The sequence below is a fragment of the Leucobacter sp. PH1c genome (genome assembly GCF_000633415.1).
GTDB lineage: Bacteria > Actinomycetota > Actinomycetes > Actinomycetales > Microbacteriaceae > Leucobacter.
In genome coordinates this window covers 39986-60763 of the sequence record NZ_AYMV01000012.1, presented here as the reverse complement: position 1 = coordinate 60763, position 20778 = coordinate 39986, and the positions used below count along the sequence as shown (strand labels likewise).

The following is a 20778-nucleotide window of genomic DNA, read 5'->3' as shown; positions in this document are numbered from 1 at the left end:
AGTGTCCGCCCGCCGCCCGTGTGCGTACGTGGGGTGCGAGCCAGGGCTCGCGACGCGCGGTTCCGGCTTAGAGGCCGGAGTACGCGTGCAGGCCCTTAAAGAACACGTTGACGATCGCGAAGTTGAAGATGACCGCGGCGTAGGCGATGATCGACAGCCAGGCCGAGCGGGTGCCGCGCCAGCCGCGGGTGGCGCGCGCGTGGATGAAGCCGGCGTAGAGCACCCAGATCACGAAGGTCCAGACCTCCTTGGTGTCCCAGCCCCAGTAACGGCTCCACGCAGCCTCAGCCCAGATCGACCCGGCGATCAGGGTGAAGGTCCAGAACACGAAGCCGATGATCGCGAGGCGGTACGAGAGATCCTCGAGGCGCACCGCGCCGGGGATGCTCGTGAGGAAGTTCATGCCGGGCTGCTCCCCCGCGGCGATCTTCGCGTCGCGGCGAGTCTGCAGCAGCTGCAGCACCGAGAGCCCAAAGGAGAGCGTGAGGAACGCGACGGCGAGCACGGCCACGAGGATGTGGATCACGAGCCAGTACGAGTCGAGCGCGGGCTGCAGCGGAACGATCGACACGTAGAAGTTGACCTTCGTGATGCCGAGGAACAGGACCGCCATGCCCGTGACGAGCGTGCCCAGGAAGCGCAGGTCGACGAAGAACTGCACGAGCAGGAAGATGAGCATGATCGCGCAGGTCGCGGTGAGCGCGAACTCGTACATGTTGGCCCACGGCACGCGCTCCGCGCCGATCCCTCGGAGCACGGTCGCCCCGAGGTGCAGCAGGAAGCCGAGCACGGTCAGCGAGAAGCCGATCCGCAGGGCGCGCGAGCGCCGCGGCTTCTCGGCGTCCTTCGCGGGGGCCGCGGTGCGCTGGAGCGTGGCGACGCCGCCTGCGCTTTGCGCGACCGACGGCGCGTTCTGACGGGCGCTCGCCGAGGCGTCGCCGCTTCGGTTGGCAAGGTCGACCGCGTAGAAGACGAACGCGATCGCGTACACGATCATCGCCGAATACAGGGCGATCGTTGAGAAGGTTTCCAGCTCGCTCAGCACAATTTGCCAGCGTACCGCCGCCCGCCGCGAGATGGCTGGGAACCTACATCAGATCTGCGTGCTATCGCGGGAACCGCTCAGCTGGACTCGGGCGAGACAACGATGTCGATCTGGATCGGGGAGCTGCCGCTCTGCTCGTTCGTGAGGGTCACGCGCGTCGTTCCGGCTTCCTTCGCCGTGACGCCGGGATTGAACACGGCGCTGTCATCGCGGTACCCGGCGGTGAAGGCGGCGACGCTCGGATCAGACACTGCGCCGCGGTAACTCGCGACCGCCTCGACCGGCACATCGATGTTCAGCACCTGACCGACCACGAGCTCCACCTTCGCGCCATCGAGCTCTGCGACCGGCAGCGTGATGGGCGCTACGATATCGCCGCCGATCTGCCCCGCCTGCTCACTCGTGCGCGCCGCGCCCTCGTCGGCCCGGCCGCTCTGCGCCATTGCGCAACCCGTGAGTCCCGCGAGGAGGGCCGCAGCCGCGACCGCGGTCGAGATCCGTGTCAGCGTTCGCATGCCCCCAGTCTCGCACCCTCCGCTCGGCGGCGCACGCAGAAAGTGGTGCGCACGCGCGACGCAGAGTGCGGACGCACGAAACGGGGTGCGGATCCCATCCGGATCCGCACCCCGTCCCGCGGGCCCGCACGCATGCTCGCGCGCGGGCCGCAGCCGCTCCTGGGGAGCGCCGCGCGGGACCGGCCGGCCGGGGGAGGAGGACCGGCCGGTCACCGCGGGCAGGAGCTGCCGCCAGGGCCGCGATTAGCCCTGGTTCGTACCCTGGCGTCGGCGCGCGACCAGCAGGCCGCCGACGATCAGGAGCGTAAGGCCGGCGGCCCAGAGCGGCGCCTGCTCGACGCCACCGGTCACCGCGAGCCCGCCCGCAGGCTGCTCAGGCTGGGGCTGTCCCGGCTGGGACTGCTCGGGCTTCGGCTCGGGCTTGGGCTCGGGCTCCGGCTTCGGCTCCGGCTTGGGCTCCGGCTCGGGCTTCGGCTCGGGTCCGGGACCGACCGGGAGGCACTCGATCTCGGCGAGCGTCACCACGAACGACGCGGTGCCGTTGGCGTTGAGCTCCCAGCCCTCCGCCTCGGCAAGCGTCATCCCCGCGGCGGGAGTCGCCACGACCGTCACGGTCTTGCCCGCGGCAACCTCACCGATCACCTCGTGGCTCACACCCTCGGTCTCCGCAACGGTCACGAGCGGAGCCGTGAGGCTGCCGGTCTCCACGTCGCACACCGCCTGCGTCACCACGGGAGCGACGGGAGCCACCGGCGCGACCGGCTGCTCGCACTCGATCTCGGCGAGCGTCACCACGAACGACGCGGTGCCGTTGGCGTTGAGCTCCCAGCCCTCCGCCTCGGCAAGCGTCATCCCCGCGGCGGGAGTCGCCACGACCGTCACGGTCTTGCCCGCGGCAACCTCACCGATCACCTCGTAGCTCACGCCCTCGGTCTCCGCAACGGTCACGAGCGGAGCCGAGGTCTCACCGGTTGCGATGTCGCACACGGCCTGCGTGACCGCGGGAGCGATCGGAGCAACGGCGACGAGCGGGGTCTCGCACGGCACGTCCTCAAGGACGACCTGCATCGACGCCGTGCCGTCCTCGGCCAGGGTCCAGCCCTCAGCCGCGGTCAGCTTCACGCCGGCCGCAGGGGTCGCGACGATCGTGACCGTGTTCCCAGCGCGCACCGCACCGTTGACGCGATACTCCACGCCCTCGGTGGTGGCGAGCTCGATGCTCGGATCAGACGCGATGCCCGAATCCACATCGCACACGGCCTGCGTCACCACGGGCGCAACCGGGGCAACCGGAGTCAGCGGCTTCTCACACTCGACCTCAGCAAGCTTCACTACGAACGACGCCGTACCATCCTCAGCCAGGGTCCACCCCTCGGCCGCGGTCAGCTTCGCACCCTCGGCAGCAGTCGCCACGACCGTCACGGTCTTGCCCGCGGCAACCTCACCGATCACCTCGTAGCTCACACCCTCGGTCTCCGCAACGGTCACGAGCGGAGCCGACGTCTCACCGGTCTCCACGTCGCACACGGCCTGCGTCACCACGGGCGCAACCGGAGCAACCGGAGTCAGCGGCTTCTCACACGGCACGTCCTCCAGGACGACCTGCATCGACGCCGTGCCATCCTCAGCCAGGGTCCACCCCGAAGCGGCTTCGAGCGCTGCCTTCCCGGTGGCAGTCGCGACAACCTTCACGGTCTTGCCCGCGGCAACCTCACCGACGATGCGGTACGAGATGCCCGCGGTCTCGGCGAGCGCGAGGAGGGGCGCGGTCACTCGGCCCGTTGCGGCATCGCACACGGCCTGCGTCACGGTCGGGGCGACCGGGGCGACCTTCACCTCGGGCGCCGCCGGCGGCTCGCAGGTGATGTCGGGGTCACCGATGAAGGGGAAGTTGTGGAACTCGCTGCCGCCGTAGTCCTGCGTCAGATCGCCCGCAACCCAGTAGCGGCCGTTCGTGCCGGCCACCGCGACGCGGGTCTTCGATCCCGCCGAGGGAACGATCACCGAGCCGGGGACCTGCGCGGTGCCCTCGATGTTGACGTTGCTCGCGTCCGGGAAGGTCCAGAGCATCCGGCTCGCGCGCTGGCCGAACGACTTCGAACCGGTGTCGAGCGGAGCGTTGTTCACCATCACGGTGTTCAGCGGGAGCGTCGCGCTCGGGCCGCCCGTGACCTCGACCACGACGATGTCCGTCTCGGCGATGTTCTCGAGGTTCAGCGCGAGCGACTTCCCCGCGACAAGCTGCGACGCGGGGATGGTGAAATGGTGGCGCGTCTTGCCCGCGGTGCCGCTGAGCGTCAGCGTGCCCCAGGACTCGATCGTCGCGACGCCGGGAGTGCCCTGCGCGTTGCGCTGCGCGAGCTCCTTCAGCCACGCGAAGTCGTTGTCCGCCCAGCCACTCACCGCGTCGCCGAGCGCCTTTCGGGCACCGACGCCCGAGATGACCTTCGACTCGGGGTGCTGCTCCTCGATGAACTTCGGGTCGACGATGGTGCCGCCCGCGACCAGGTTCCCGGGAGCCACCGCGCCCGCGGCCGTGGTCGACTTGATGTCGAGCTTGGGCCCCGTGATGGTCACGTTGCCGCCCACGGTCACGATGTCGCTGCCCACCGTGGGGATCAGGCCCGATCCGGCCCCGACGGTGCCGAGGTTGTAGAGCCCCGATCCGAAGTCGGCGTTGCCGCGAACTGCGAGGCGGCCCTCGAGCTCGGCACCGGCCTTGCGGGTGAAGTTGCCGCCGACGTAGACGGAAATGCCGTCGTCGACGGGAAGCGGCTTGTGCGGCGTCGCCGGGGAGACCGCGCCCACACCACTCGTGGGCATGCATACTGCCGCCGCAGCGCGGGGCGTCGTGGGCTGGGTCGTGGCCTGCGCCGTCGTGGCCGGGAGGGTGATCCCGCTGGCCACGACGAGCGCGCCGAGCGCAGCCGCCAGTGTCTTGCGAATTGACAAAGTGGTGTCCTCATCAGTTTCGGTGGATAGAAACTGCGCCGGACGTCACGACAAGCCTGAAAACGGCACGCCAAATACAGCCCTTGGGCACCGGTGTACGGCCGTCCCCCGACGGCCAGATTCCCCCTGCGTGCACCCCCGACACATTTAGTTCATCTTGCGAACTAAAACCACCCTAAGTGTTTCCTGCTACACCCGTAGATCTTTAGCCGACAATTCACCCCGGTATTCACCCGCCCGAACGCGGAATGGCGCTGGCGCCTCGCTCGAACGAGCGATACAGCCGAGAGGGCGCCGACTCGCTAGCATGGGGCGCGGGTGACCGCGCCCCGCAGAGAGGACCCACCGACGTGACCAGTGCAGATCTGTCGACGCTCGTGATCCCCCTCGCCGCGGTGATCGCCCCGCTCCTCGCCGCGCTCGTCGGGCGCGTGCTCGTGATCCCGCTCGTCGTCTTCGAGATCGGTCTCGGCATGCTGCTCGGACCGTCCGGGCTCGGCTGGATCACGGACTCCCCGATCCTCGACGCGCTCACGCAGATCGGCCTCGCCGCGCTCTTCTTCATGGCGGGCAACGAGATCGAACCGAGCACGTTCCGCGGCGCTCCCGGCCGCCGCGGCGTGGCCTGGTGGTCCCTCTCCGCCGTGCTCGCACTGGGCGCGGGGTTCCTCCTCGGGCCGAGCCCCGAGGCCGCCGCGCTCATCGCGGTCGCCCTCACCGGGACGGCGCTCGGCACACTCATGCCGATCTTGCGCGACGCCGGGCTCGCACGCACGCCGCTCGGGAATGCGATTGTTCGGGCCGGCGCGATCGGCGAGTTCGCTCCCCTGATCGCGGTGTCGGTGTTCCTGAGCGGCCGCCAGCCGATCGCCGGCACGCTCGTACTCGTCGGCTTCGCCCTCGTCGCCGCGCTCGCGTTCTGGCTCGCCCAGCGCGGCCCGCACGACTGGCTCCGACGCATGGTGACACTCACCCTGCACACGAGCGGCCAGTTCGCGGTGCGCTTCGTTCTCTTGATCCTGGCAGCGCTCGTCACGCTCGCCCTCGCGCTCGGCGTCGACTTCCTGCTCGGCGCGTTCACCGCGGGCATGCTCGCCCGCGCCGTACTGCAGGGCGGCGATCCCGAGGAGCTCCGGGTGATCGAGGCGAAGCTCGACTCCGTCGCCTTCGGATTCCTCGTACCCGTCTTCTTCATCTCCACGGGCGTCACGTTCCCGCTCGCAGCGCTCCTCAGCGATCCCGCAGCGCTCGCTCTCGTGCCCGTGTTCGCGCTCACCATGCTCGTCGTCCGCGGAGTGCCCGGCTGGTTCGCGGCAGGACGCGGCACCTCCGCGAGCGACCGGCGCACCGCCGCGCTCTGCACCGCGACGACGCTGCCGCTCGTCATCGCGGTGAGCGGGATCGGCGTGGAGCACGGCGTGATCGGCGCACCGCTCGCCGCCGCGATGGTGGGCGCCGCGATGCTCACCGTGCTCCTCTTCCCCATGCTCGCCCTGGTGGGGCGGCGCGCCCCGACCCAGGAGCCTCGGCCCGCGATCCTCGACGAGCGCTAGGGTCTCGGCCGCGCGGACCGCCCCGGGGCGACCGGCCTCCCGCGAGCACCGCTGCGCTATTCTTGGACATCATCCACACTTTTTCCCGGGCGCATCGAGGCACCGGGAGCGGATCGGGGGAATCTACATGAGCACGTCCGAGCAGCGCACCGATCACCCCGCCCCCGGCTGCCCCGTGCACGTCGGCGGCACGGGGCAGCCGGGAGCGGCAACGAGCACCGAAACGGGCGGCGACGCCGGGTACTTCGGGCCGGACAGCATCAGCTGGCGCCTCTTCTCGGACCCCTCTTCCCAGCTCGGCGGCGTGGCCGCGATCCTGCTCCAGTCGCTGAACCCGCAGATGATGCGGCTCTTCGAGGGCACGAGCGGGTACTCCACCGACATCGAGGGGCGCGGCGAGCGCACGGGCCGGTACATCGACACGACCGTGTTCGGCGATCGCGACCACGCCGACGCCGCGGGGGCCGCCGTGCAGCGCCTGCACGCGGCGAGCGTCTGGACCGACCCGCACACGGGGCAGGAGCTGCGGGCCGACACGCAGGAGTGGCTCGCGTGGACCCACAACTGCATCGTCTACGGGGTGCTGCGCGCGGCCGATGCGTTCGGCCCGACGCTCACGGTGGCCGAGCAGGATCGCTTCGTCGTCGAGCAGCACGAGGCGGCGCGCATCGTCGGGATCGAGGGCGAAGAGCTCCTCCCGGGGAGCCGCGAGGAGCTCGATCGCTACATCGATGACAACAAGGATTGGATGGCGCTCACCCTGCCGGCTGCGGAGAACACGCGAGCGATGCGCAAGCCCACGCTCAGCGGCAACCCGGTCAAGGTATGGGCGGCCGTGAACATCCAGGACGGGATCCTGTCGCTCCTCCCCGACTGGGCGCTGCTGCTCTTCGGCATCGAGGGGCGACCGATGAATCTCCGGGCCGCAGCTCGAGTGACCCGCCGCCTCATCGCCTCGGCGCGGGCGGGCCGCAGCTCGGAGGATCTCATCTCCGAGGTCGTCGCGCGCGTGCAGACGCACCCGTACCGCAAGGCGCGCGGCGGGCGGCGCTAACCGCCCGCCGCGTCACGGCGCTACTGCCCGCGCTGCTTGAGCGCCTGGAGCCGCTGATCGACCTCGCTCTGCGCGCCCAGGTCGTCAAGCTCGTTGAACTGGGCATCGAGCGTCGAGGCGGCGAGCTCGGCCTGCCCGCGCACCATGGCCTCCTGGCGCTTCACCTTCTCCTCGAAGCGGCCGAGCTCGCTCGTGGGATCGAGCACGTCGAGGTTCTTGACGGCGTCCTGCACCTGCGCCTGTGCCTGCGCCACCTTGCCACGGGAGACGAGCTCGTCGCGCTTCGCCTGGAGCTGCACGAGCTTCTCGCGCATCGTCTGCAGGCCCGTCTTGAGTTGCTCGACCACCTGCTGCTGCGCGGCGACGCTCGGCTCGGCCGCGGCGACCTCCTTCTCGAAGGAGATCTGCTTGGAGAGCGCCACTCGCGCGAGCGTGTCGAAGCGGTCCGCGCCCGCGGCGTCGCCGCCCGCGCGGAGGGTCTCCGCCTGCGCCGAGGCAGCCGCGGCCTTGCTCCCCCACTCGGTGATCGCCTGGCGATCCTCCTCGAGGTCCGCCTCCATCAGACGCAGGTTGCCGATGGTCTGCGCGACCGAGCTCTCGGCATCGGCGATGCTGTTCTTGTAGTCGCGCTCCATCTGGTTGAGCATCTTCTCGGGATCCTCCGCGGCGTCGAGGAGCGCGTTGATGTTGGCCTTGGCGAGCTGTGCGATACGGCCAAGGATGGACTGCTTTGCCATGTCGGCTTCCTTTCCTGTTGTTCCACCGAACCAGCTCGGGGAAGTCTGCTCGTGAGCCGGTGCGTTCCGGCCCGTGTCGAGACGCGCGCCCGGGGCGCCGTCAGAACCGCCCGCCGCCACCGCGCCGGCCGCCGCCGCCGGATCCTCGGGAACCGCCGAAGCCGCCCCCGGATCCCCCGATCGAGCCGCCGCCGTTCCACCCCCCGGTGAAACCGCCGTTCGAGCCGCTCCAGCCCCCGGAGCTGCGCGATCCGCTGGAGCCGCCGGAGCCGCTCAGCAGCCCGCCGAGGATGCCGCCCAGCACGGCCCCGCCGAAGCTGCCGCCCCCCGTTCCGGGCGATCCGGGGCCATCGCCCCACCCCGAGACATCGGCGCTCGCGAGACGGGAGGCGGCCCGTGCGTACTGGCTGGCCTGCTGCGCGCTCTGGGCCGAACGCAGCGGGTCCGTCTGCGCGAGCTCCTCGGCGATCTGCAGCTGCCGCTTCGCCTCGGACAGGCGTGTGCGGGCCTCGGGGCCGATCGCACCGCGCCGGGTCTCGATGAACTGCTCGGCTGCGAGCACCTCCGCGCGAGCGGGAATGAGCGCCTCGTCGCGCGCGGCCTCCGCGCGGCGCAGCCGCTCGGCCGATTCGCGCGCGGTGCCGATCGCCGCGTCGATGCGCACGTTCGCTGCGGCGGCGGCCGAGAGCGCGCGAACGGGATCGCCCGCGGTGTCGGCGGCCAGTACCGCGCTCACCTCGGCGACGGCCGCTTCGAGCGCCGCGCGGTCCTCGGCCCCGGCACCGGCAGCGAGTGCGGCGGCGAGCTGCAGATCCGCGCGCAGATCATCGTGCGCCGCCCCGAGCTGCTGCGCGCTCTCCGCGAGCTCCGCCCGCACCGTGCTCGGGGAGTCCGCGAGGGCGCCGGCCTGCTCGAGCGCGGCCTCGCCGGCGCGGATGCTTACCGCTGCGGCGCCCGTCTGGCCCGCGGCGAGCTCTGCGTCCGCCGCGACGAGGCACTCGGCGACGAGGCCGAGGCGCTGCTCCGCCTCCGCGAGGTTCGCCGCGATCGGTGCCGTGATGGACGCGGCGTACACGCCGTCGAGCTCCGCGGCGACCCCTCGCCCGGCGAGGAGACGTTGCTCCACCCCGGGCAGCGCGAGCCGGAGCTGCGCGAGCGCCTCCGGCGCCCGCTGCTCGACCTCGCGCAGCCGCGAGAACGACTCGGTGTGCGCTTCGAGGGACGCCTTCGCGCCCTCGCAGCGCGCGATGATCTCGGTGAGCCAGGCCCGCTGCTGCTCAGGCGTGTCCGGCTCCGCGTCGTCGAGCTGCTGCCGCAGCAGGAACGCGGCGTGGAGCTGCGCGCGCGCCTCGGCGATCGCGGCGGCGAAGGGCGCGGCGGCGTCCTCACCGAACTGCGCCTGCGCGAAGCCAAGCTCCTGCTCGCTGCTCCGCACGTCGTCGTCCACCCGCACGAGCAGCGCGCTCGCGCGGGCCTCCAGCTCGCTGAGCGGGAGCTCCTCGGGCGAGGCCCCCTCAGCCCCCGCGCGCCGCCGCTTCCGCGCCAGCACGATCGCGGCGGCCCCTCCGCCGAGCACGACGACGCCGCCCACGACGGCCACCGCGATCCCGGTTCCGTTCGTCCCGGGGTCAAGAACGGTGCGCTCGATCCCGCGCAGGGTCTCGCCCACCACCCCGGCCCAGTCGCCGCGCTTCAGCGCCGGGCGCACGTAGTCGTCGGTAAGCGCGGTGTACTGCGCATCCGAGATGAGCGCCTGCGGCGCGTTCAGATCGAAGAGGCGATCCTGAACGGCGACGCTGAGGAGCACCCCGTCGTCGCCGAGGAAGTTCTTCTCGGCGGTGGCGGCGCCCCAATCGAGCGGATCCTCCGGGGAGGTGAAGCGATCCACGTAGACCACGAAGAGCTGCACGCCGTGCTCGGCGGCGAAGTCGCGCACCTCGGCCTCGAGTGCAGCGCGCTCCGAGCCGAGCACCCCCGCCTCGGTCTCATCGAGCACGTAGGCGCCGGAGAATGCGGGCGGCTCGGTCGCCCCCGCGGCCGCGGGCGCCATGAGGAGCATCCCCGCCGCCAGCGCGGCTCCGAACCGAGCTGCCCACCGCTTCATACCCGCTCCCCCCGTCACGGTCATCCCGGACGCCCGCGTCTCAGATGTGCTCAGTCTATGAGCGCGTCCCGTGCGCCGCCAGAGGCAAATGACGCGGCGGGCCTACGCTGGATCCGGGGCTCCCGAACCACGGGCGGAGATGCCGCGGCCCCGCGAGTTCGGGAGGCGACATGTCACGCAGAGCACCGGGGATCTGGGCGGAGTCCGGCGTGCTGCTCGCCCACGCCGCGCGGAGTCTCCGGCGGGGCGGCGCACGCCTCGTCGGGCTCATCCTCGCCACCCAGCTCGTGCTGCTCCTCATCGCGCTCCCGCTGATCGGTTGGGTGTTCCGCGAGGCCCTGCGCGCGAACGGCATGACCGGGCTCGACCTCGGCCGGCTCCCGAGCGGGCCGGGGCTCCCGATCACGATGACCCTGCTCGCCGCAATCATCGCGCTCGCGTTCTGGGCGCTCGCGCTGCAGTTCACGGCGCTCGTCGTCCTGCTCCGCTGGCCCGAGCTGGGCGCGCGTCAGTTCCTCGGCGCGCTCGGGCGCGTGGCGCGACGACTCGTACGGCCGTCCGCGATCCCGCTCGTGGCGTACCTGTTCCTGCTCGTCCCCCTCACCGGGTTCGGCTTCACCTCGGCGCTCACGCGCGGGATCGCGATCCCCTCGTTCATCTCCGGCGAGCTCGCGAAGTCGGCGACGAGCGAGGCGGTCTTCACCGTCGTGCTCCTGCTGCTCGCGTGGGTGAACGTGCGGCTCGCACTCACGATCCCGCTCTTCGTGCTGACCGATGAGCGCCGCCCGCTGCGCACCAGCTGGCGGCTCACCCGGGGGCCGCGGGCCTGGCTCCCCTTCGCGATCGCGATCGCCGCGATCATGGCGCTCGCGGGCGCGCTCGGCATCGGGCTGCTCATCACCGCGGTCGTGCCGACCGCGCTCGCCGACGCGCTCGCCCCCGACGCGGCGCCCGGCGTCGCAGCGGTCTCCCTCGGTACGGCGCAGCTGCTCGGCATGCTGCTCACCGGCTTCGTCACGGCCGCCGTCGCTGCGGTGCTCCTCACCCGCGTGCGCCGGATCGCAGCGGCCCAGCCCGCGCGGCTGCGCCTGCTGCCCGCGCCAGGCACGGCGCCGCTGCCCGGCACAGCGCCGCTCCCCGGCGCATCCGAGCTTCGGAACCGCCGGCGCACCGCAGGCGCGGTCGCGGCGGCGGCCGTGCTCGTCGCCGGGGGCCTCAGCTGGGCGGGCTGGGACACCCTGCACCGGCTCGCCGCCGCCCCCGAGACGCTCGTGCTCGCCCACCGCGGATTCTCCGACGGCGGCGTCGAGAACACGATCGGCGGGCTGGAGGCCGCAGCGGCGGCCGGCGCCGATCTCGTCGAGATGGACGTGATGCAGACGGCGGACGGCGAGTTCGTTGTGATGCACGACGCGCAGCTCGGGCGCCTCGCGGGCGAGGACGTCGCGGTGCGCGACCTCACGCTCGCCGAGCTCACCTCGCGCACGGTGCGCGACCGGCTGGGGCACGCGGATCGGATCCCGAGCCTCGCCGACTACGTGACCCGGGCGCAGGAGCTGGACATGCCGCTCCTCATCGAGATCAAGCTGGGTGGCGCGGACACCCCGGACCACGTCGACCGGCTCATCACCGAGCTCGAGGGGCTCGACGCGCTCGACGCGAACATCTACCACTCGCTCGACGCCGCGAGCGTCGACCGGCTGAAGCGGCTGCGCCCCGACCTCACCGTCGGATACACGATGGCGTTCGCGGGCGGCGGCCTCCCCGACACGGTTGCGGACTTCATCGTCGTCGAGGAGTGGAGCGCGACCGAGGGCATGCAGCGCGCCGCGCACGACGCGGGGCTCGGCTTCATGGTGTGGACCGTGAACGACACCCCGGGCATGCGCGAGCACCTGCGCCGCAGCACCGACGGCATCATCACCGATCACCCCGACGAGGTGCTCGCGGCGCGGGACGAGATGCAGCAGGAGAGCGGGATCTCAGACGTGCTGGTCGACGCGCTCACTCGCGTCGTGACGATCAACTGACCGCGCAGGGGATTCAGTCCTGGGCTGCGCGGCGCTTCGCGCGCCAGGAGGCAAACGCCTTGTACGCCTCGATCAGGATCGGGATCCCCGGGATCAGTACGAGCACGATGATGAACACCTCGCTGTACTCGCGCACGAAGGGGATCTGGCCGAGGAAGTAACCGAGCAGCGTGACCCCGACGCCCCAGAGGAGCGCGCCGACCGCGTTGTAGACGACGAACTGGCGGTAGCGCATGTTGCCCACGCCGGCGGCGGCGGGGACGAACGCGCGGAAGATGGGGAGGAAGCGGGCGATGATGATCGCCTTCGGCCCGTGCTTCTCGAAGAACTCGTGGGTGCGCGCGACGTTCTCGGGGTTGAAGAGGCGGCTCTTCTCCCGGCTGAAGATCGCGGGCCCGAGCTTCCTGCCGATCATGAAGCCCATCTGGTCCCCCGCGAAGGCGAAGAGGAACAGGAAGATGCAGGTGATCCAGATCGGCACGTCGATGATGCCGGTCGCGGAGAACAGGCCCACCGTGAAGAGCAGCGAGTCGCCCGGGAGGAAGGCGAGCACGAGCACGCCGGTCTCGAGGAACACGAAGGCGCACGCGAGGATCAGCGCCGCCCAGCCGCCCGCCTTCAGGAGGGTCTCGGGGTCGAGCCAATCGATCCCGAGGAGTGCCGGAACGGTCGTCGCGGTCAGTGCGGCTAGGGTCGAGGTCACGGGTGTCGGCTCTGCTCTCGTTTCGGGTGCGGGTGTGCGCCGGTGCGCGACGCGCAACCGAGAACATTATGCCCGCCCCCGCTGGGGAGCGGCTGGCGGTGGGGCGCAGAGAGCTCGCAAGACCTCACAGCGATACTGACCTATGAACCACCACATGGAAACAAAGCCAGCACATAGCCATACTGAATGGGTGACCCGTTCTTTTGTTGTCCCCCTTGTGACGTCTGCGCTGACACTTCTGGCCCTCACCGCTTGCGGCTCCCCTCCAGCCCCCGAGGAGCCTCCTCAGGAATCCGTGGACACGAAGGAGTGGCAGGCGGAAGCAACGCCGGAATCAGCGACCCCAGACGAGCCGCCGGCATCTCAAATCCCCTCCTGTGCAGATGCAAATCCATTGGCAGCACAGGAAAGCGTCGACTTCTACAGCTCGATCGACATCGATATCTCAGAACACACGGGCCCAACAGACCTCACAACGTTCAACCGGTTGTCCGGCCCACTTGCCCAGGCTGCAATGCGGGATGTCGATGCCGTTCAGGGGTGCCAGTGGCCGCTGTACCTCGCGGGCAATCAGCTCACTCAGTACACCGCACTTCTTCCAAACGACAGCCAAACACCGCTGATCGTTGGCCTCAGGGACTCCGACTACGTCGAGTCGACCGCCGGACCGGCACTCAAGTTTGAGCTGAGTCTCGAAGACCCGGAGAACTATCGAATGGCTGGACGGACAACGATCCAACAGCTCTTCTTGGGCGACGTCTGGATCACCATCATCGAGACCGGGAAGTCTGACTATGCGGAGTCAGCAGTAAGCACGTTGCTGTCCCTCAACCCGCATCTTGAGGCGCAATCCACACAATAGGGATCACTCCCACAACGCGAAGCGCCCGGGCCGGCTCCTCAGGAGCTCGGCCCGGGCGCTCCGGGAACCGCAGGGGCGGGGTCTACGCGAGATCCGCCGCGCGCTCCGCCATCTCGACCACGTTCTTCAGCAGCAGCGCGCGGGTCATCGGACCCACACCGCCGGGGTTCGGCGACACCCAGCCGGCGACCTCGGCCACCGCGGGGTCCACATCGCCCACGACGCGGCTCTTGCCGGTCTCCGGATCCGTCTTCCGCGAGACGCCCACGTCGAGCACGATCGCACCCGGCTTCACGTCCTCGGGACGCACGATGCCCTCGACGCCCGCGGCCGCGACGATCACGTCGGCGCGGCGCAGCTCGGCCCCCAGGTCGGCGGTGCCGGTGTGGGTGAGCGTCACGGTCGCGTTGAACTCGCGCCGCGTGAGGAGCGGGCCGATCGGGCGGCCGACGGTCACGCCGCGGCCCACGACCACGACGTGCTTCCCGGCCCACGAGAGGCCGTTCCGCTCGACGAGCTCGATGACGCCGCGCGGGGTGCACGGCAGCGGGGAGGTGATCTCGGTGTTGGCGTTCAGCACGAGCCGACCGAGGTTCGTCGGGTGGAGCCCGTCCGCGTCCTTCGCCGGATCGATGCACTCGAGAATGCGATCCGTGTCGATGTGCTTCGGCAGCGGCAGCTGCACGATGTAGCCCGTGCACGCGGGGTCTGCGTTCAGCTCGGCGAGCACCGCCTCGAGCTCGTCCTGCGTGACGGATTCGGGCAGCTCACGCTTGATCGACGCGATGCCGACCTCTGCGCAGTCGCGGTGCTTACCCGCGACGTACCACTGGGATCCGGGATCCGAGCCGACGAGCACGGTCGCGAGACCGGGCACCACGCCGCGCGCGGCGAGCGCCGCGACCCGCTCGGTGAGCTCGAGCTTGATCGCGGCGGCCGCGGCGGTGCCGTCGAGGCGCTGAGCGCCGGTGGACTCAGCCACCGGGCTCACCACTCCTCGAGGCCGGGGTACAGCGGGAAGGCCTCAGCCAGCGCGGTGACGCGGGCCTTCAGCGCCTCGAGATCGCCCGCCTGCTGCAGCGTGAGGGCGATGATGTCGGAGACCTCGGCGAACTCAGCGTCGCCGAAGCCGCGGGTCGCGAGCGCGGGGGTGCCGATGCGGAGGCCGCTCGTGACCATCGGCGGGCGGGGGTCGAACGGCACCGAGTTGCGGTTGACCGTGATCCCGACCTCGTGGAGGGCGTCCTCGGCCTGCTGGCCGTCGAGCTTCGAGTTGCGCAGATCCGCGAGCACGAGGTGCACGTCGGTGCCGCCCGTGAGTACGTCGACGCCCGCGGCCTTCGACGCCTCGGTGGTGAGGGCCGAGGCGAGGAGCTTCGCGCCGGAGAGGGTGCGCACCTGGCGGTCGGCGAACTCCTCGGTGGCCGCGAGCTTGAAGGCCGTCGCCTTCGCCGCGATCACGTGCATGAGGGGGCCGCCCTGGTGGCCGGGGAACACGTTCGAGTTGATCTTCTTGTAGAGATCCAGGTCGTTCGTGAGGATGAAGCCCGAGCGGGGGCCGCCGATGGTCTTGTGCACGGTCGAGGAGACGACGTGCGCGTGCGGCACCGGGTTCGGGTACAGGCCCGCGGCGACGAGGCCGGCGAAGTGCGCCATGTCGACCCAGAGGGTCGCGCCCACCTCGTCGGCGATCGCGCGGAACGCGGCGAAGTCGAGCGTGCGGGGGTACGCCGACCAGCCCGCGATGATGACCTTGGGCTTCACCTCGAGGGCCTTGGCGCGCACCACGTCCATGTCGATGAGGAAGGTCTCGGGGTCGACGCCGTACGAGGCGACGTTGTACAGCTTGCCCGAGAAGTTGAGCTTCATGCCGTGGGTGAGGTGGCCGCCGTGCGCGAGCTCGAGGCCGAGGATCGTGTCGCCCGGCTCGGCGATGGCGGAGAGCACGGCCGCGTTCGCGGAGGCGCCCGAGTGGGGCTGCACGTTCGCGTACTGCGCGCCGAACAGGCTCTTCGCGCGGTCGCGGGCGAGGTCCTCTGCGACGTCGACGAACTCGCAGCCGCCGTAGTAGCGGCGGCCGGGGTAGCCCTCGGCGTACTTGTTGGTGAGGACAGAGCCCTGCGCCTCGAGCACCGCGCGCGGAACGAAGTTCTCGCTGGCGATCATCTCAAGGGTGCCGCGCTGGCGGCCGAGCTCGTTCTTCAGGACCTCGGCGATCTCGGGGTCGACGACCTCGAGCGGCTCGTTGAAGAAGGCTGACTGGGTGGACATAGTGCGCTCCTCAGGGTATTCGCTCCGCGCACGCGGAATCGGTGTCGGAATCAAGACCCAGGCGAGCGGCCATTCCGTGAAGAGGTGTCGTTCCCCGATGGTGGACCATCTGTACGCCAGTCACGACGCACTCAGCATATCAGCGCGCCCATCGCCGAGCCGCGAAGTTCCCGTTGGTTACGGAACGGCCAGCCTCCGGCCACGGGGCGCGGGCGGCGCAGGAAGACTGGCTAGAATTGGCCGGATGAACACGATCGCTGCTGACACGCTCGACACCCAGTGGGTGCTCACCCTCTCCTGCATTGACGGACCGGGAATCGTGCACGCGATCAGCGGCGCGATCGTGGCGGCCGGCGGCAACATCGCGGAGAGCCAGCAGTTCGCGTCGGCGGACACGGGGCGCTTCTTCATGCGGCTCCAGGTCGAGGCGGTCGCACAGCCCGACACCTTCGAGGATCGCTTCGCGAGCGCGCTCGCACCCGTCACCGAGCGCTACCACATGACCTGGCGCCTGGATCGGGTCGGCCGCCCGGTGCGCACGCTGATCCTGGCGTCCACCGCCACGCACTGCGTGAACGATCTGCTGTACCGCCGCCGCGGCGGCCAGCTGCCGATCGAGGTGCCGCTCATCCTCTCGAACCACGAGACCGTGCGCGACATCGCCGAGTTCTACGACGTGCCCTTCGAGCACCGCGCGATCGCCTCGCCCGCGGACCGCGACGCGTTCGAGGCCCGCGTGCTGGAGGCCGTCGAGGAGCACAACATCGAGCTCGTCGTCCTGGCGCGCTACATGCAGATCCTCTCCCCCGGGCTCTGCGAGGCGCTCGCGGGGCGCGCGATCAACATCCACCACTCGTTCCTCCCCGGCTTCAAGGGCGCGAACCCCTACAAGCAGGCGCACCAGCGCGGCGTGAAGCTGATCGGGGCCACCGCGCACTTCGTGACGACCGACCTCGACGAGGGCCCGATCATCGAGCAGGACGTCGTGCGCGTCGACCACTCGTACTCGCCGCGCGAGCTCGTGCAGCTCGGCCAGGACGAGGAGGCGCGCGTGCTGCGCCGCGCCGTGGGCTGGTTCGCGGAGAACCGCATCCTCGCCGACGGCGACCGCACGATCATTTTCCGCTAGGCCGCAGGCCGCGGCCCGCGGCTCGGCTGGGGCCGCGGGGCCCCAGGAAACAGCACTGCCCCGGGACGAGACGTCCCGGGGCAGTGCTGTGTGCGGCGCGAGCTAGAGCAGCTCGCGGTGCCGCTCGCGGAGCTCCTCGACGGCGCGATCCAGCGCGGGATCATCGCCGCGGGCGAGGCCCGCGTACTGCAGCACGACGCCGTCCGGCTCCTGCACCGCCTTCACCCACATGCGGCGGCGCGGCACGAAGAGCGACCACATGAGGCCGCCCAGGCCGGCGAGCGCGAAGACGAGGATCCAGACCTGGGCCGGGTTCTGCATCACGTCGAACGCGGCGTAGCGCGGCGCCGACTCGAAGGTGATCGTGCCGAGACCGTTGGGCAGGTCGACCGTGTCGCCCGGCGTGAGGGTGAGCGAGTCGGCGTCGACGGCGCGGCCCGTGAGCTGCGTCATCTTCTCGGTGTCGAGCACGTAGACCGACTGCGGGATTCCGCTGTCGATCCCCAGGTCGCCCGTGAACACATCGAGCGTGAGCACGGGGTTCTCCAGGTCAGGGTAGTTCGAGGTGAAGGCGCCCGTGTCGAGCTCCGCCTGCGTCGGGTAGAAGAAGCCGCGGAGGCCGAGCTGCGTCTGCTCGCCGTCATCGGTGGTGATGCCGAAGGGCACCTTGACGACGCCGAGCGAGGTCATGTTCGTGTCCTGCGGGATGAAGGGCATCGACTCGCGGTACACGACCTCGCCCTCGGCGTTCTTGATCGTGATGAGCGGCGCGTAGCCGTTCGCGATCAGGTAGATCGGCGAACCGTGCACGCGGAGCGGGTGGTTCACCCGGATCGTGTGCGATTCCTCGGTCGAGCCGTCCGGACTGATGAGCGTCATGTCGGCGAGGTAGTCCTTCACCTGGCCGAGCGCGTCGATGTTCCCGTCCTCGGGCGACATGTAGCTCACGTCGAGCGAGTTCAGGCGCAGGCTGAAGGGCTCGAGGCTCGCGGTGTCGAACGCGCGGCCCGAGTTGACGGTGTCGTAGTCGATGAGCTGGTTGACCATCGTCTCGCCCTCGATGAGCACCTTCTGCCCGTTGAAGGTGAGCGCCGCGCCGATGCCGACGCTGATGAGCACGCCGAGCATCGCGACGTGGAAGAGCAGGTTGCCCGTCTCGCGCAGGTAGCCGCGCTCCGCGGAGACGGAGACCTCGGTGACGCCGCGTCGCGTCGCCTCCTGCGTCTCGACCCGGTAGCCCTGCTTCTTCAGGAGACCGGCCGCGGCCTCGACGGCGCGCGCGCCGAAGTCGGCGCGCTCCTCGCTCGTCGCGGCGGGGTTCGAGACGCGCACCTCGGAGAAGCCCGCCATGCGCTGCAGGCGCGCCGGGGTCTTCGGCGGCGTGCCGCGCCAGGCCTTCCAGTGGTGCGCGATGCGGGGCAGCACGCAGCCGATCAGGGAGATGAACAGCAGCAGGTAGATCGCGGAGAACCACACGGAGCTGTACACGTCGAACGCCTGGATCGGGAAGGCGTCGAGGATCTTGAAGAGCGTGGGGTGGTCCTGCTCGTACTGGAGCACGCCGTTCGGGTCGGCCGAGCGCTGCGGCACGAGCGAGCCGGGGATCGCCCCCACCGCGAGCAGAAGGAGGAGGATCAGGGCCACGCGCATGCTCGTGAGCTGGCGCCAGAACCAGCGGCCCCAGCCCGTGATCCCGAGCTCGGGGGATTCTGCGCGGAGCGATCCGCCCGCGCCGGTGCCGTCGTCGTAATCAGAGGGGCGTGACATACCCGTCAATCACCGCCTGCAGTGCAAACATCATCTTGCTCCAGAGCCCGGTCACCATCAGGAGACCGATGAGGATCAGCAATCCGCCGCCGATCAGATTCACGGCACGGATGTGCCGCTTGAAAAACGTCATCGTCTGGGTCATCCAGCCGAAGCCGAACGCGGCGAGCACGAACGGCAGGCCAAGACCCAGGCAGTACATGAGCGCGAGGACCACAGACCGCCCGATCGAGCCCTGCTGCAGGCTGAGCCCCATGATCACGGTGAGGGTGGGGCCCATGCACGGCGTCCAGCCGACCGCGAAGACGGCGCCCAGCACGGGGGCGCCCGCGAGGCCGAGCTTCGGCTTGAGCTTCAGCTTCCGCGTGTTCTGCGCGCGCGAGAACACGCCCATGAAGACGAGCCCCATGAGGATCACGAAGACGCCCATCACCCGCGTGATGATCGGCTCCCACTCGATGAGCCAGATGCCCACGCTCCCCGCGGCCGCGAGGAAGGTCACGAGCACCGCGGTGAAGCCCGCGACGAAGAGCGCGGCGCCCAGCACGAGGCGGCGCCGGCTCGGGGTCTCACCCGGCGCGGCCCCCGCGCTCGCGCTGGCGTACGCGAGGTAGCCGGGCACGAGCGGGAGGATGCAGGGCGAGAGGAACGACACGAGGCCCGCGGCGATCGCGATCAGCGAGGCGACGAGCAACTGCCCGTCGGCCACGATCTCGAAGATGCCCACGAGCGATTACTGCTTGTCCGCGGAGGCGCCGGCGCCGTCGCCCGTCTCGGCGAGGGTCTCCTCGATGAGGGTGCGCAGCTGCGACTCCCCCGCGAGCTGCCCGAGCACGCGATGCGCCACGCGCCCCTCGGCGTCGAGCACGAGGGTCGTCGGCACGGCGTTCAGGGGCACCTGCCCCGCGAACGCGCGCTGCACCGAGCGGCCGCCCGGCATGTCCATGATCGAGGGGTACTCGACGCCGAACTCCTCGGCGAACTGCTGCGCCTGCGCGGACTGGTCGCGGGTGTTCACGCCGATGAACGCGACGCCCTTCGGCGCGAACTCGTCGTAGGCGGCGACGAGATCGGGCGCCTCGGCGCGGCACGGCGGGCAGCCCGCGTACCAGAAGTTCACGACGGTGACCTGGCCGCGGATGTCCTCAGAGCTGAAGGTGTCACCGTTCTCGACCTCGCCGGAAAACTCGACCGGATCGGTGCGCTCGCTCGGCGCGAAGCTCGCGGAGGTGCCATCGCCCGACACGTAGCCCTTGTCGCTGTTCTCCTGCCACTGCTTGGCGAGGTCGCTGCCGCCGCCGCCGCTGCAGCCCGTGAGCACGAGCGCGGCGCTCAGCACGAGGGCGGCAGCCGCCCCGATCTTCCGGCGGTTCATACGGCCCCCACATCCACGGCATCGTCGAGCAGCCCCGCGGCCGGGGTGCGGTAGTCGACCTCGAACCAGCGCTCGCCGCGCTTCTCGAAACTCGTGATGCTCGACAGCTCGCAGCGCCGCGAGGCCGGGTTGTGGAACAGCGGCTTCCCCGCGATGTCGAGGTGCGCCATCCAGATCGGCGACTGGTGCGACACCATCACGATGTCACCGCCGCGGGTGCGATCCCAGGCGTCGTCCATCGCCTGACGCACGCGGGCGGCCACCTCGCGGTAGGGCTCACCCCAGCTCGGCCGGAACGGGTTCCAGAACTTGTGCCAGTAGCGCGGCTGCTTGAACGCTGCGTCCGGGCCGGAGTTCACCTTGCCCTCGAAGAAGTTCGTCGGCTCGATGATCCCCTCCTCGGTGACGATCTCGAGGCCGAACGCGCTCGCGATGGGGCGCGCGGACTGCTGCGCGCGTTCGAGGGGCGAAGCGAAGAGCTTCGCGATCGCCCGGTCGCTTCCCGCGAGTTCGAGCGCGGCGGCCTCCGCCATGCGGTGCCCGCGCTCGGACAGCCGGAAGCCGGGGATGCGGCCGTACAGCACCAGATCGGGGTTGTGGACCTCGCCATGGCGCACCAGATGCAGCAGTTTGTCGCTCACGCCCACCATTCTACGTTCGGCTCACCTGGGAATCCCGGGG

General features: G+C 70.4%; 17 protein-coding genes and 1 riboswitch. Of the genes, 5 read left to right on the top strand and 12 right to left on the bottom strand.

The window, feature by feature from the left end; translation table 11 throughout:
* Positions 1-67: 67 nt before the first annotated feature.
* The 3 genes from ccsB to U874_RS14145 all read right to left on the bottom strand — a co-directional run bounded on the left by ccsB (position 68) and on the right by U874_RS14145 (position 4512).
* Entirely contained in the window at positions 68-997 is a 930-nt protein-coding gene (gene ccsB, locus U874_RS0104520) for a c-type cytochrome biogenesis protein CcsB (protein WP_051582796.1), read from the bottom strand.
* 125 nt (positions 998-1122) lie between these two features.
* Entirely contained in the window at positions 1123-1560 is a 438-nt protein-coding gene (locus U874_RS0104515; protein WP_025133358.1) for a pilus assembly protein N-terminal domain-containing protein, read from the bottom strand.
* Positions 1561-1803: 243 nt separating this feature from the next.
* Positions 1804-4512: a choice-of-anchor A family protein gene (locus tag U874_RS14145; protein WP_081809893.1), complete on the bottom strand. Its 2709-nt coding sequence runs from the start codon at positions 4510-4512 to the stop codon at positions 1804-1806.
* A 350-nt stretch (positions 4513-4862) separates the two neighbouring features.
* Here U874_RS14145 and U874_RS0104500 point away from each other — a divergent pair, with 350 nt between their 5' ends.
* A complete protein-coding gene (locus U874_RS0104500; RefSeq protein ID WP_025133356.1) occupies positions 4863-6065 on the top strand; it encodes a cation:proton antiporter in 1203 nt (400 codons plus the stop codon).
* A gap of 127 nt (positions 6066-6192) precedes the next feature.
* Positions 6193-7119 carry an oxygenase MpaB family protein gene (locus U874_RS0104495; protein WP_025133355.1) on the top strand — a complete coding sequence of 309 codons (927 nt, stop codon included), beginning with the start codon at positions 6193-6195 and terminating at the stop codon, positions 7117-7119.
* 20 nt (positions 7120-7139) lie between these two features.
* Here the strand turns inward: U874_RS0104495 and U874_RS0104490 are convergent, their stop codons facing one another.
* On the bottom strand, positions 7140-7856 hold the full coding sequence (locus tag U874_RS0104490) for a PspA/IM30 family protein (RefSeq protein WP_025133354.1): 717 nt from the start codon (positions 7854-7856) through the stop codon (positions 7140-7142).
* Between the two features lie 100 nt (positions 7857-7956).
* Complete coding sequence (locus tag U874_RS15865) at positions 7957-9960, bottom strand: TPM domain-containing protein (RefSeq protein WP_025133353.1); 2004 nt, start codon at positions 9958-9960, stop codon at positions 7957-7959.
* A gap of 170 nt (positions 9961-10130) precedes the next feature.
* On the opposite strand from U874_RS15865, the gene U874_RS0104480 reads away from it, so the two are divergent.
* Positions 10131-11990 (top strand): glycerophosphodiester phosphodiesterase family protein, encoded by a 1860-nt coding sequence (locus U874_RS0104480; RefSeq protein WP_025133352.1) that lies wholly within the window; start codon positions 10131-10133, stop codon positions 11988-11990.
* 13 nt (positions 11991-12003) lie between these two features.
* On the opposite strand, the gene U874_RS0104475 is transcribed toward U874_RS0104480, so the two are convergent.
* A complete protein-coding gene (locus tag U874_RS0104475; RefSeq protein ID WP_025133351.1) occupies positions 12004-12693 on the bottom strand; it encodes a VTT domain-containing protein in 690 nt (229 codons plus the stop codon).
* A gap of 295 nt (positions 12694-12988) precedes the next feature.
* Between U874_RS0104475 and U874_RS15490 the strand changes: the two genes are divergently transcribed.
* On the top strand, positions 12989-13555 hold the full coding sequence (locus tag U874_RS15490; RefSeq protein ID WP_157834208.1) for a hypothetical protein: 567 nt from the start codon (positions 12989-12991) through the stop codon (positions 13553-13555).
* Between the two features lie 82 nt (positions 13556-13637).
* Here the strand turns inward: U874_RS15490 and U874_RS0104465 are convergent, their stop codons facing one another.
* Together U874_RS0104465 and glyA are read right to left on the bottom strand one after the other, a co-directional pair.
* Positions 13638-14537, bottom strand: a complete 900-nt coding sequence (locus U874_RS0104465; protein WP_025133349.1) for a bifunctional methylenetetrahydrofolate dehydrogenase/methenyltetrahydrofolate cyclohydrolase — start codon at positions 14535-14537, stop codon at positions 13638-13640.
* A 5-nt stretch (positions 14538-14542) separates the two neighbouring features.
* Positions 14543-15826 (bottom strand): serine hydroxymethyltransferase, encoded by a 1284-nt coding sequence (glyA, locus tag U874_RS0104460; protein ID WP_025133348.1) that lies wholly within the window; start codon positions 15824-15826, stop codon positions 14543-14545.
* 48 nt (positions 15827-15874) lie between these two features.
* Positions 15875-15960, bottom strand: a riboswitch (ZMP/ZTP riboswitch).
* Between the two features lie 110 nt (positions 15961-16070).
* Here glyA and purU point away from each other — a divergent pair.
* Complete coding sequence (purU, locus tag U874_RS0104455; protein ID WP_025133347.1) at positions 16071-16955, top strand: formyltetrahydrofolate deformylase; 885 nt, start codon at positions 16071-16073, stop codon at positions 16953-16955.
* Between the two features lie 102 nt (positions 16956-17057).
* Here the strand turns inward: purU and U874_RS0104450 are convergent, their stop codons facing one another.
* Genes U874_RS0104450 through U874_RS0104435 form a run of 4 tightly spaced genes read right to left on the bottom strand, consistent with a single transcriptional unit; the run spans position 17058 to position 20747 of the window.
* Positions 17058-18722: a cytochrome c biogenesis protein ResB gene (locus U874_RS0104450; protein WP_025133346.1), complete on the bottom strand. Its 1665-nt coding sequence runs from the start codon at positions 18720-18722 to the stop codon at positions 17058-17060.
* The gene (locus tag U874_RS0104445) at positions 18706-19449 is read right to left on the bottom strand and encodes a cytochrome c biogenesis CcdA family protein (protein WP_025133345.1); all 744 of its coding nucleotides are present in this window, start codon (positions 19447-19449) and stop codon (positions 18706-18708) included. Before U874_RS0104445 ends, U874_RS0104450 begins: the two co-directional genes overlap by 17 nt.
* Before the next feature lie 6 nt (positions 19450-19455).
* Positions 19456-20097 (bottom strand): TlpA disulfide reductase family protein, encoded by a 642-nt coding sequence (locus U874_RS0104440; RefSeq protein WP_025133344.1) that lies wholly within the window; start codon positions 20095-20097, stop codon positions 19456-19458.
* The gene (locus U874_RS0104435) at positions 20094-20747 is read right to left on the bottom strand and encodes a histidine phosphatase family protein (RefSeq protein ID WP_029987651.1); all 654 of its coding nucleotides are present in this window, start codon (positions 20745-20747) and stop codon (positions 20094-20096) included. The genes U874_RS0104440 and U874_RS0104435 overlap by 4 nt, the downstream gene beginning before the upstream one ends.
* Positions 20748-20778 lie beyond the last annotated feature (31 nt).

Excerpts from the sequence above, each read along its gene's own strand:
- U874_RS0104435 (WP_029987651.1), bottom strand. The coding sequence starts at position 20,747 with ATGGTGGGCGTGAGCGACAAACTGCTGCATCTGGTGCGCCATGGCGAG.
- U874_RS0104495 (WP_025133355.1), top strand. The coding sequence starts at position 6,193 with ATGAGCACGTCCGAGCAGCGCACCGATCACCCCGCCCCCGGCTGCCCC.
- ccsB (WP_051582796.1), bottom strand. The coding sequence starts at position 997 with ATGATCGTGTACGCGATCGCGTTCGTCTTCTACGCGGTCGACCTTGCC.
- U874_RS0104515 (WP_025133358.1), bottom strand. The coding sequence starts at position 1,560 with ATGCGAACGCTGACACGGATCTCGACCGCGGTCGCGGCTGCGGCCCTC.
- U874_RS0104490 (WP_025133354.1), bottom strand. The coding sequence starts at position 7,856 with ATGGCAAAGCAGTCCATCCTTGGCCGTATCGCACAGCTCGCCAAGGCC.
- U874_RS0104450 (WP_025133346.1), bottom strand. The coding sequence starts at position 18,722 with ATGTCACGCCCCTCTGATTACGACGACGGCACCGGCGCGGGCGGATCG.
- glyA (WP_025133348.1), bottom strand. The coding sequence starts at position 15,826 with ATGTCCACCCAGTCAGCCTTCTTCAACGAGCCGCTCGAGGTCGTCGAC.
- U874_RS0104440 (WP_025133344.1), bottom strand. The coding sequence starts at position 20,097 with ATGAACCGCCGGAAGATCGGGGCGGCTGCCGCCCTCGTGCTGAGCGCC.
- U874_RS15865 (WP_025133353.1), bottom strand. The coding sequence starts at position 9,960 with ATGAAGCGGTGGGCAGCTCGGTTCGGAGCCGCGCTGGCGGCGGGGATG.
- purU (WP_025133347.1), top strand. The coding sequence starts at position 16,071 with ATGAACACGATCGCTGCTGACACGCTCGACACCCAGTGGGTGCTCACC.
- U874_RS0104480 (WP_025133352.1), top strand. The coding sequence starts at position 10,131 with ATGTCACGCAGAGCACCGGGGATCTGGGCGGAGTCCGGCGTGCTGCTC.